We start from the raw sequence: 11,959 nt of genomic DNA, 5'->3' as shown, positions 1-11,959 counted from the left end.
ACCCACTGCGAACCCTGCCCCGGGAACACGAACACCGTCCGCCCACCCGCAACAGCACGACCCCGCACCACACCCGGAGCCTCAACACCCTCCGCGAGCGCGGCCAGCGCGGCCGACCCGCCCAGCACCACCGCACGGTCCTCGAACACCGACCGCGACGACACCAACGACACACCCACATCAACCGAAGACAAACCATCCACAGCCGTCAGCAACCGCGCCGCCTGGCCCTCCACGGCCCGCGCACCACGACCCGACAACACCCACGGCACCACACCCGGCACCGCCGGAGTGTCGACGGCCGGAGCTTCGTCAACCACCGGGGCCTGCTCCAGGATCACGTGCGCGTTGGTGCCGCTGATGCCGAAGGAGGAGACGGCGCTACGACGCGGACGCCCGGCGTCGTCCCACGCACGCGTCCGCGTGAGCAGCTCGACGGCGCCCGTGTCCCACTCCACGTGCGGGCTGGGCTCCGTGACGTGCAGGGTGCTGGGCATGACGCCGTTGTGCATGGCCATCACCATCTTGATGATGCCCGCGACGCCGGCGGCGGCCTGCGTGTGGCCGATGTTGGACTTGATCGAGCCGAGCCAGAGCGGCTGATCGGCGTCACGGCCCTGGCCGTAGGTGGCCAGCAGCGCCTGCGCCTCGATCGGGTCACCCAGCCGCGTCCCGGTCCCGTGCGCCTCCACCACGTCCACATCCGCCGTGGTGAGACCGGCGTTTGCCAGCGCCTGACGGATGACGCGCTCCTGCGACGGACCGTTCGGCGCGGCCAGGCCGTTGGAAGCGCCGTCCTGGTTCACCGCACTGCCACGCACCACCGCGAGCACCGGGTGACCGTTGCGCCGCGCGTCCGACAGCCGCTCGACGAGCACGATGCCGACGCCCTCGCCCCAGCCCGTCCCGTCCGCCGAGGCCGAGAAGGCCTTGCAGCGGCCGTCCGTGGAGAGCGCGCGCTGACGGCTGAACTCGATGAAGCTGGTCGGACCGGAGTTGATGGTGGCGCCGCCGACGAGGGCGAGGTCGCACTCGCCCTGGCGCAGCGACTGCGCGGCCAGGTGCAGCGCGACCAGCGAGGACGAGCACGCCGTGTCCACCGTCACCGCCGGGCCCTCCAGCCCGAAGGTGTAGGCGATCCGGCCGGACGCGACACTGGTGGTCGTCCCGGTGGACAGGTAGCCCTCGAACTCGCCCGGGATGCGGCCCAGTCGGGAGGCGTAGTCCCCGGAGATCACGCCGGCGAACACGCCGGTGTCCGACCCCCGCAGGCCCGCCGGGTCGATACCCGCCCGCTCGAAGGCCTCCCACGCCGTCTCCAGCAGCAGACGCTGCTGCGGGTCGGTCGCCACCGCCTCACGCGGGCTCATCCCGAAGAACTCCGGATCGAACCGGTCCGCCTCGTAGAGGAACCCGCCCTCCCGCGTGTACGACGTCCCCGCGTGGGTGGGATCCGGGTTGTACAGCTTCTCCAGATCCCAGCCGCGATCCGTCGGGAAGCCCGAGATCGCGTCGACACCCTCGGAGACCAAGCCCCAGAGCCCTTCGGGCGAGTCCACCCCGCCCGGGAACCGGCAGGCCATCCCGACGATCACCACCGGGTCCTCGGCCCCGTCCGCACGGGACGGAACCGCCGCCGCGACCGCACCCGGCCGCTCGGCCCCGGACGCCTCCGTCAGCAGGAAGCCCGCCAACAGCGAGGACGAGGGGTAGTCGAACACCAGCGTCGCCGGCAACCGCAGACCCGTCACCCCCTGAAGACGGTTCCGCAGATCCACCGCCATCAACGAGTCGAAACCCAACTCCTTGAAAGCCCGCTCGGGATCAACAGCCTCCGCACCGGCGTAACCCAGCACACCCGCGACCGCCGACCGCACCGTCTCCAGCACCACATGCCGCCGCTCGGCCTCCCCCAGACCCACCAGCCGCTCCGCGAACGAACCCGCACCCGCGGACCCACCACCGGCCACCGCCCGACGACGACGCACCGGCGCCAGACCACGAAGAACCAGCGCACTGCCCTCGTCGATCGCACTCAGGTCGAGGCGCACGGGCACCACCGAGGAGCGCCCGCCCGCCACCGCGGCGTCGAAGAGGCCCAGGCCCTGCTCCGCCGTCAGCGGCGTGATGCCGGAGCGGGCGATGCGGGCGCGGTCGGCCTGGGACAGCTCGTCCGCCATACCGCTGCTGTCGCCGCCCCACAGGCCCCAGGCGAGGGAGGTGGCGGGGAGGTGGTGAGAACGGCGGTGGTCGGCGAGGGCGTCGAGATAGGCGTTCGCGGCCGCGTAGTTGGCCTGGCCGGCGTTGCCCAGCACACCCGCGATCGAGGAGAAGACGACGAAGGCGGAGAGGTCGAGGTGCTGGGTGAGGTGGTGGAGGTTCCACGCCGCGTCGACCTTGGGGCGGAGGACGTCCGCCAGTTGCTCGGGCGTGAGACCGGCGAGCAGGGTGTCCGCGAGGACTCCGGCGGTGTGGACGACCGCGGTGAGGGGGTGCTCGGCGGGGACGCCGGCCAGGAGGTCTGCGGTCGCGTCCCGGTCGGCCAGATCGCGGGCCGCGAAGGCCACTTCCGCACCGAGGGCGGTGAGTTCGGCCGCGAGGTCGGCGGCACCGGGGGCGTCGGCTCCACGTCGGCTGACCAGCAGCAGGTGCTTCGCCCCGTACGCGGTGACCAGGTGGCGGGCGAACAGCGTGCCGAGGGTGCCGGTGGCGCCGGTGACGAGGACGGTGCCGTCCGGGTCGAGCGCGGCCGGCACGGTGAGGACGACCTTGCCGACGTGACGGGCCTGGCCGAGGAAGCGGAAGGCCTCCGGCGACCGGCGGACGTCCCACTCGGTGACGGGAAGCGGACGCAGCGCACCGCTCTCGAACAGTGCCACCAGCTCGCGCAGCATCTGCTGGATGCGCGCGTTCCCGGCCTCCATCAGGTCGAAGGCCTGGTAGGCGACACCCGCGTGCTCGGCCGCGACGACCTCCGGGTCCCGGATGTCGGTCTTGCCCATCTCCAGGAACCGCCCGCCGCGCGGCAGCAGCCGCAGCGAGGCGTCGACGAACTCCCGTGCCAGGGAGTCCAGGACGATGTCGACGCCGCGACCGTCGGTGGCGGCGAGGATGCGCTCCTCGAACTCCAGCGTGCGGGAGTCGGCCAGCCGGTCGTCGGAGAATCCCAGCGACCGCAGCGTGTCCCACTTGCCGAGGCTCGCCGTGCCGAACACCTCGACCCCGAGGTGCCGCGCCAGCTGCACAGCGGCCATGCCGACACCACCGGCGGCGGCGTGCACCAGCAGGGTCTCCCCCGCCTCCGCCGCGGCCAGGTCGCGCAGCGCGTAGTACGCCGTCAGGAACACGATCGGGGTCGCCGCCGCCTGGGCGTACGACCAGCCCTCCGGGATCGGCGTCACCAGCAGGCGGTCCGTCACCGAGACCGGTCCCACGCCGCCCGAGAGCAGGCCCATGACGCGGTCGCCCGGCTTCAGGTCGGTCACGTCGGGCGCGACCTCCAGCACCACGCCGGCGCCCTCGCTGCCGATCCGCGCCTCGCCCGGGTACATCCCCAGCGCGATCAGCACGTCACGAAAGTTGAGCCCCGCCGCACGCACGGACAGCCTGATCTGCCCGGCCTCCAGCGGCTGGGCGGCCTCCGGGTTCGCGACAAGGGCCAGGCCGTCCAGCGTCCCGGCACTCGCGACGTCGATCCGCCACACCGTCGTGTCCTGCGGCGGCGCCAGGAAGGTGCTGTCGGTGGTGGCGGGGGTGAGGTGGGGGGTGTGGGGGGTGTTGTTGCGGTGGGCGGTCTGGGGGTGTCCGCTGCCCAGGGTGTCGGGGGTGAGGGGCTGGTCGTCGAGGTCGAGGAGGGTGATGCGCTGGGGGTGTTCGGTCTGGGCGGTGCGGGCGAGGCCCCAGACGGCGGCGGCGGTGAGGTCGGGTGCGGGGTCGGCGGGGTGGGTGGTGACGGCGTGGCGGGTGACGAGGGTGAGGTGGCCGTCGGTGTGGTCGGGGTGGGCGAGCCAGGCTTGGAGGGTGGTGAGGGTTCGGGTCAGGACTTCGTGGGTGTGGGCGGGGTCGGTGGTGGTGGAGGGTTCGACGGTGAGGACGACGTGGGCGTGCGCGGGCACGGTGTCGAGTTCGGTGTGGAGTGGTGCGTCGAGGCCGAAGGCCTCGGTGCCGAGGACGACCGCGTCACCGGTGAGGGTGAGCGCGCTGGCCTTGGTGGTCGGGGTCCAGGTGAGGTGGTACAGGTCGTTGGTGGTGGGGGTGGTGAGTTGGGTGGTGGTTGTGGGCAGGAGGGTGAGGGCGTCGATGGTGACGACGGGGGTGCCGGCGGGGTCGGTGGCGGTGAGGGCGTGGGTGTTCTCGCCGGTCGACCGCCAGTGAACGCGCAGGGCAGTGGCGCCCGTTGCGTGCAGGGAGACGCCGCTCCACGCGAACGGAAGCAGGACGGGCGGCTTGGTACCGCCCTGCGCCGGGGAAGCGTCCTCCTCCGTGAACAGGAGGGTGTGGAGGGCGGCGTCGAGGAGGGCCGGGTGGAGGCCGAAGCCGTCGGTGTCGTCCTGGGGGAGGGTGATCTCCGCGAACAGGTCGCCGTCGGTGTGGCGCCAGGCGGTGTGCAGTCCCTGGAACAGCGGGCCGTAGGCGTAGCCGCGGTCGGCGAGACGCTCGTAGAGCCCGTCCAGGTCGATGCGCTCGGCACCCGCCGGCGGCCAGGGACCGGTGGTCGCGACCGGCTCGGTGACCTCGGTGGTCAGTCGGCCGCTCGCGTGGCGGGTCCAGACATCTTCGCCGTTCTCGGGGCGGGAGTGGACCGCGAGCGTGTAGCCGTCGTTGTCGTCGGGGGTGAGGGTGATCTGGAGGTGGACGCCCCCGGTGATGGTCAGGGGTGCGTGGAGGGTGAGGTCTTCGAGGTGTCCGGCGCCGAGGTGGTCTCCGGCGGCGATGGCGAGGTCGACGAACGCGGTGCCCGGGAGGAGGACGCTGCCCAGGACGGTGTGGCCGCTGAGCCAGGGCTGCGCGGTGAGGGACAGGCGCCCCGTGAAGACGGCGCCGCCTTCACCGGCGAGGTCGACGGTCGCGCCCAGCAGTTCGTGACCGGCCACCCGCAGGCCCAGGCCCGAGGCGTCGCCGGTGACGGCGGGTGCCTCCAGCCAGTAGCGGTCGCGCTGGAAGGCGTAGGTCGGCAGGTCAACCGTGCGGCCCCCGGCCAGGGTGGTGGTCTGGTTCCAGGTGATGGGGGTGCCGGTGGTCCAGAGGTGGGCGAGGGCGGTGAGGAAGGTCTCGTCCTCGGCCTTGTCCTTGCGCAGGGCCGCCACCGCGATGGTGTCGGTGTCGGTGAGGGTGGTGCGGGTCATCGCCGTCAGGACGGGATCGGGGCCCAACTCCAGGAACGCGGTGATGCCCTGCTCGGTGTGGAGGTGCTGGACACCCTGGTGGAAGCGGACGGTGCCGCGGATGTGCCCGGCCCAGTAGGCGGACGAGGTGAGCTGCTCGGTCGTGGCGAGGGTCCCGGTGACGTTGGACAGCACCGGGATCGTCGGCGCATTGAACGCCAGGGACGCTATCTCCTGAGTGAACTCCTCCAGCACGCCCTCCATGTGGGGCGAGTGGAAGGCGTGCGAGACGCTGAGGCGACGGGTGCGCCGGCCGAGGGCGCTGAAGTGCGCGGCGACCTCCTCGGCGAGGACGGTGTCACCGGAGATCACGACGGAGGCGGGGCCGTTGACCGCGGCGATCGACACCGCGTCCTGGTGGCCGTCCAGCAGTGGCAGGACCTCGTCCTCGGTGGCCTCGACGGCGATCATCGCGCCATCGGCCCGGGCGGCCTGCATCAGCCGGCCCCGAGCGGTCACCAGACGCGCCGCGTCCGCCAGGGAGAGGACACCGGCGACGTGGGCGGCGGTGACCTCGCCGATCGAGTGCCCGCCGACGACCTGCGGCTCCACACCGTGGGCCTTCGCGAGGTGGAACAGGGCGGTTTCGACGGCGAACAGCGCCGCCTGCGTGTACAGCGTCTGGTCGAGGTCGGCGTCGCCCTCGGCGAACACCACGTCCTTCAACGCGCGCGGCAGGAACACGTCCAACGCGGCGGCGGCCTCGTCGAACGCCGCCCGGAACACCGGCTGCGTCTCGTAGAGTTCGGCACCCATCCGGGCACGCTGGGAGCCCTGGCCGGTGAACAGCACCGCCACCCGGCCACCCGCAACGGCACGGCCCCGCACCACACCCGGAGCCTCAACACCCTCCGCGAGCGAAGCCAGCGCGGCGGATCCGCCCAGCACCACCGCACGGTCCTCGAACACCGCCCGCGACGACACCAACGACACACCCACATCAGCAGGCGACAAACCGTCCACGGCCGTCAACAGCCGCGCCGCCTGACCCTCCAGGGCGTTCGCACCACGACCCGACAACACCCACGGCACCACACCCGGAACCGGCAGAACGTCCGCGCCGCCCGGAGCATCCTCCACAACCGGCGCCTGCTCAAGGATCACGTGCGCGTTCGTCCCACTCACGCCGAAGGACGACACACCCGCCCGGCGCGGGCGCCCGGCGTCGTGCCAGTCCTGGGCCTGGCTGAGCAGTTCGACGCTCCCGGCCTCCCACTCGACGTGCGGGGACGCCTCGTCCGCGTGGAGGGTCTGCGGCAGCACACCGTGCCGCATCGCCATCACCATCTTGATGATGCCCGCGACACCCGCCGCCGCCTGCGTGTGGCCGATGTTGGACTTGATCGAGCCGAGCCGGAGCGGCTGGTCCGCCGGCCGGTCCTGCCCGTAGGTGGCGAGCAGCGCCTGCGCCTCGATCGGGTCACCCAGCCGCGTCCCGGTCCCGTGGGCCTCGACGACGTCCACGTCCGCCGTCGTGAGACGGGCGTTCGCCAGCGCCTGCCGGATGACGCGCTCCTGCGAGGGACCGTTCGGCGCGGTCAGGCCGTTCGACGCACCGTCCTGGTTCACCGCACTGCCGCGCACCACCGCCAGCACGGGGTGACCGAGCCGCTGCGCGTCCGACAGCCGCTCGACGAGCAGCACGCCGACACCCTCGGCGAACCCCGTACCGTCGGCGTCGGCCGAGAAGGAGCGGCAGCGGCCGTCCACCGAGAGACCGCGCTGGCGGCTGAACTCGGTGAACAGGGTCGGCGCGGCCATCACGGTGACGCCGCCGGCCAGGGCCATGCCGCACTCACCGCGGCGCAGCGCCTGCACGGCCAGGTGCAGGGCGACCAGCGAGGACGAGCACGCCGTGTCCACCGTCACCGCCGGGCCCTCCAGCCCGAAGGTGTAGGCGATGCGGCCGGAGGCGATGCTCGTCGTGCTACCGGTCAGCAGGTAGCCCTCGTACTCGTCCGGGACCTCGTCCGCCCGCGACGCGTAGTCCTGGGCGATGACGCCGACGAAGACGCCGGTGTCGCTGCCCCGCACGGCGGCGGGGTCGATGCCGGCCCGCTCGAACGCCTCCCACGAGGTCTCCAGCAGCAGGCGCTGCTGCGGATCGGCGGTCGCCGCCTCGCGCGGGCTGATGCCGAAGAACTCGGCGTCGAAGTCGCCGGCGTGCTCCAGGAAGCCGCCCCTGCGGGTGTACGAGGTCCCGGGGGTCTCCGGGTCCGGGTCGAACAGCTTCTCCAGGTCCCAACCCCGGTCGGCGGGGAAGTCGGAGATCGCGTCGGCCCCCTCGGCCACCAGCCGCCACAGCTGTTCGGGCGACTCGACGTCCCCCGGGTAGCGGCAGCTCATCCCGACAATCGCGATCGGCTCCTGATCCTTCGCCTCCAGGTCGCGGAGACGCCGGTTCGCCTGGCGCAGGTCCGCGGTGGCGCGCTTGAGATAGTCGCGGAGCTTTTCTTCATTCGTCGTCGCCATCAGAAGTTTCCGATCTCATTGTCGAGTGCGTCGAAGAGCTCGTCGTCGGTGGCCGAGTCCAGGTCGTCCTCCGCGGTGTCCTCGTCGGAGGCGCCGGTCGGGCCGGACCACTTCCACAGCAGGGCCTGGAGCCTGCTGACGATCCTCGTCTGGGCGTCGTCGTCACCCGCGATGGAGCCGAGGGCGGCGTCGATCCCGTCCAGCTGGGCGATCACGCTCCGGGACGGGTCCGCCGCCTCGGGTGCGAGGGCGTCCAGCAGGTAGCCGGCGAGCAGGCGGGGGGTCGGGTGGTCGAAGACCAGGGTCGCGGGCAGCTTCAGACCGGAGGCCGACCCGAGGCGGTTGCGGAGCTCCACCGCGGTCAGCGAGTCGAAGCCGAGTTCCTTGAACGCCCGCTCCTCGTCCAGCCGGCCGGAGTCGGTGTGGCCGAGCACGGCGGCGGCCTGCGCCCTGACCAGGTCCAGCAGGGTCTTGCGCTGCTCCTCGCCCGACAGCCCGGTCAGGGTGTCCTTGAGCGGGACGCCGGTGGCGCCGGCGGCCCGGGCCGTGCTGACGCCGCGCCGGGTGGCGGTGTGGACCAGGCTCCGCAGGACGTCCGGGACGTCCTCCGGTGCCATGGTGGCGCGCATCGCCGCCACGTCGATCCGGATCGGGACGACGACCGGCTCGACCGACCCCCGAGCCGCGTCGAACAGCGCCATGCCCTGCTCGGAGGTGATGGCGTGCACGCCCGTCCGCTTCATCCGGGCCAGGTCGGCCTCGCCCATGTGGGCCGTCATGCTGCTCGTCTGCGCCCAGAGGCCCCAGGCCAGCGAGTGCGCCGGCAGCCCGAGGGCCCGGCGGTGCTGGGCCAGCGCGTCCAGGTAGGCGTTGGCGGCGGCGTAGTTGGCCTGGCCGGCCGTTCCGAGCGTGCCCGCCGCGGAGGAGAAGAGGACGAACGCCGACAGGTCGAGGTCCTTGGTGAGCTCGTGGAGGTTCCACGCCGCGTCCACCTTGGGCCGGAGCACGGTCTCCAGGTCCTTCGGGGTCAGGGCGTCGAGGACGCCGTCCGCGAGCACGCCCGCCGTGTGGACGACGGCGGTGAGGGGGTGCTCGGCGGGAAGGCCGGCCAGCAGTCCGGCGAGCGCCTCGCGGTCCGCGACGTCGCAGGCCGCGACCGTGACCTCGGCGCCCAACTCCTCTAGTCCGGCGACCAGTTCGGCCGCCCCGTGCGCCCCGAGACCGCTCCGGCTGGTCAGCAGCAGGCGCCGGACACCGTGGTCGGCCACCAGGTGGCGGGCCACCAGGCCGCCGAGCACACCGGTCGCCCCGGTGATCAGGACCGTCCCCTCGGCCGGCACCGGCTGCGGGAGGACGAGCACCAGCTTGCCGATGTGCCGGGCCTGGCTGAAGTACCGGATGGCGTCGGGCGCCTGCCGGACGTCCCAGGTGGTCACCGGCAGCGGCCGGAGGACGCCGCTCTCGAACAGCTCCCGCAGCTCGCGCAGCATCTGCTGCAGCCGCTCCGGACCGGCGTCGAGCAGGTCGTAGACGTGGTAGGCCACACCGTCGTACTGCTCGGCGATCTGCGCGGAGTCGCGCTTGTCGACCTTGCCCATCTCCAGGAAGCGACCGCCCCGGCGCTGGAGCCGCAGCGAGGCGTCGACGTACTCGTGCGCGAGGGAGTTGAGGGCGACGTCCACCCCCCGGTCGCCGAGGACCGCGCGGAACTCCTCCTCGAAGTCCAGGCTGCGCGAGGACGCGATGTGGTCCTCGGGGATCCCCGCCTCGCGGAGCGTCCCCCACTTGCCCCGGCTCGCCGTCGCGAAGACCTCCAGCCCCCAGTGGCGGGCCAGTTCGAGCGTGGCCAGACCCACGCCGCCGGTCGCGGCGTGCAGCAGCAGCGACTCGCCGCGCTGGACGCCGGCCAGGTCCACCAGGCCGTAGTACGCGGTCAGGTAGACCACCGGCGCGGCGGCGGCCTGCGCGAACGACCAGCCGGTCGGCATGTGGGTGATCCAGCGGTGGTCGGTCACCGCGATCGGCCCGAGCACGGTGCTCAGCAGACCCATCACCCGGTCACCCGGCGCGAACCCGGTGACGTCCGGCGCGACCTCCGTGACCACGCCCGCGACCTCGCCGGCCTTCGCCCGGCCGTCGTCGGGCACCATGCCCAGCGCGACCAGGACGTCCCGGAAGTTCAGGCCCGCCGCGCGCACCGAGATCCGCACCTGGCCCGGCTGCAGCGGACTCAGCGCCTCCGGGAAGGAGTTGAGCGAGATGCTGTCGAGGGAACCCTTGACCTCCATGTCGAGGCTCCACGGCTCCGGTCCCTCCGGCACGGCCAGGATTCCGTGGTCGGTGACGGGGGTGAGGCGGGGGGTGTGGGGCGTGCCGTTGCGGTGGGCGACCTGGGCGTGTCCGCTGCTCAGGGTGTCGGGGGTGAGGGGCTGGTCGTCGAGGTCGAGGAGGGTGATGCGGTGGGGGTTCTCGGTCTGGGCGGTGCGGGCCAGGCCCCAGATCGCGGCGGCGGTCAGGTCCGGCGCCGGGTCGGCGGGGTGGGTGGTGACGGCGTGGCGGGTGACGAGGGTGAGGTGGCCGTCGGTGTGGTCGGGGTGGGCGAGCCACGCCTGGAGGGTGGTGAGGGTTCGGGTCAGGACCTCGTGGGTGTGGGCGGGCTCGGTGGTGGTGGACGGTTCGACGGTGAGCAGCACATGGGCGTGCGCGGGCACGGTGTCCAGGTTGGTGTGGAGCGGTGCGTCGAGGCCGAAGGTCTCGGTGCCGAGGACGACCGCGTCACCGGTGACGGCGGACTCGGTGGCCTTGGTGGCCGGCGTCCAGGTGAGCTGGTAGAGGTCGTTGGTGGTGGGGGTGGCGAGCTGGTCCGGGGTGATCTCCCGGACGGTCAACGTGTCGACGCCGATGACGGGGGTTCCGGCGGGGTCGACGGCGGTGAGGGCGTGGGTGTTCTCGCCCGTGGACCGCCAGTGGACGCGCAGGGCGGTGGCGCCGGTCGCGTGGAGGGTGACGCCGCTCCAGGCGAACGGCAGCACGACCCGGTCGGGCCCTTCGTCCAGGAGGAGGGTGTGGAGGGCGGCGTCGAGGAGGGCCGGGTGCAGGCCGAAGCCGCCGGTGTCCGTGTCGTCCTGCGGAAAGGTGATCTCCGCGAACAGGTCACCGTCCCGGCGCCAGGCGGCGTGCAGGCCCTGGAACAGCGGACCGTAGGCGTAGCCACGGTCGGCGAGACGCTCGTAGAGGCCGTCGAGGTCGATCCGCTCGGCACCCGCCGGCGGCCAGGCACCCTCGATGAGCACAGGGGCGACGCTCTCGGACGTCAGGCGACCGCTCGCGTGGCGGGTCCAGACGCCTTCGCCGTTCTCGGGGCGGGAGTGGACCGCGAGCGTGTAGCCGTCGTTGCCGTCGTTGCCGTCGGGGGTGAGGGTGATCTGGAGGTGGACTCCTTCGTTCTCGGTGATGGTGAGGGGTGCGTGGAGGGTGAGGTCTTCCAGGTGTCCGGCGCCGAGGTGGTCGCCGGCGGCGATCGCCAGGTCCACGAACGCCGTGCCCGGGAGGAGGACGCTGCCCAGGACGGCGTGCTCGGCGAGCCACGGATGCGTGGCGTGGGAGAGGCGCCCCGTGAAGACGGCGCCGCCCTCGCCGGCGAGGTCGACAGCGGCCGCGAGCAGGGCGTGCGAGGTGATGCTCTGCCCCAGACCCGACGCGTCCCCCACGAGCACGGGCGCTTCCAGCCAGTAGCGGTCGCGCTGGAAGGCGTAGGTCGGAAGATCGACGATGCGACCCGCGGTGAGGGCCGGGACCTGGTTCCAGGCGACCGGCGCGCCCGCGACCCAGGCCTGAGCGAGGGACTCGGCCAGCCGCGACCAGCCACCGTCCTGACGCCGCAGCGTCCCGATCACCGTCGCACGCTCACCCGACACCTCCACGCTCTCCTGCACCCCGACAACCAGGACGGGGTGGGCACTCGACTCGACGAACAGCCGGAAGCCGTCCGCCAGCAGCAGCCGCGTGACCTCCTCGAAACGCACCGTCCGACGCAGGTTGCGATACCAGTACCCCGCGTCCAGCAGCACGGTGTCGATCCGCTCCCCGGTCACCGTCGAGTC

2 protein-coding genes are annotated in these 11,959 nt (G+C 72.7%); both read right to left on the bottom strand.

The window, feature by feature from the left end:
- Positions 1–7,859 (bottom strand): SDR family NAD(P)-dependent oxidoreductase (locus ACFC0B_RS40570; RefSeq protein ID WP_376098475.1); only part of this gene is annotated, 7,859 nt, incomplete at its 3' end.
- The coding region (locus ACFC0B_RS40565) for an SDR family NAD(P)-dependent oxidoreductase (RefSeq protein WP_376098472.1) at positions 7,856–11,959 on the bottom strand (4,104 nt) is incomplete at its 5' end. The genes ACFC0B_RS40570 and ACFC0B_RS40565, both read right to left, overlap by 4 nt.

It is taken from the genome of Kitasatospora sp. NPDC056184, assembly GCF_042268405.1.
Taxonomy (GTDB): domain Bacteria; phylum Actinomycetota; class Actinomycetes; order Streptomycetales; family Streptomycetaceae; genus Kitasatospora.
This window is presented reverse-complemented; position numbering and strand designations above follow the sequence as displayed.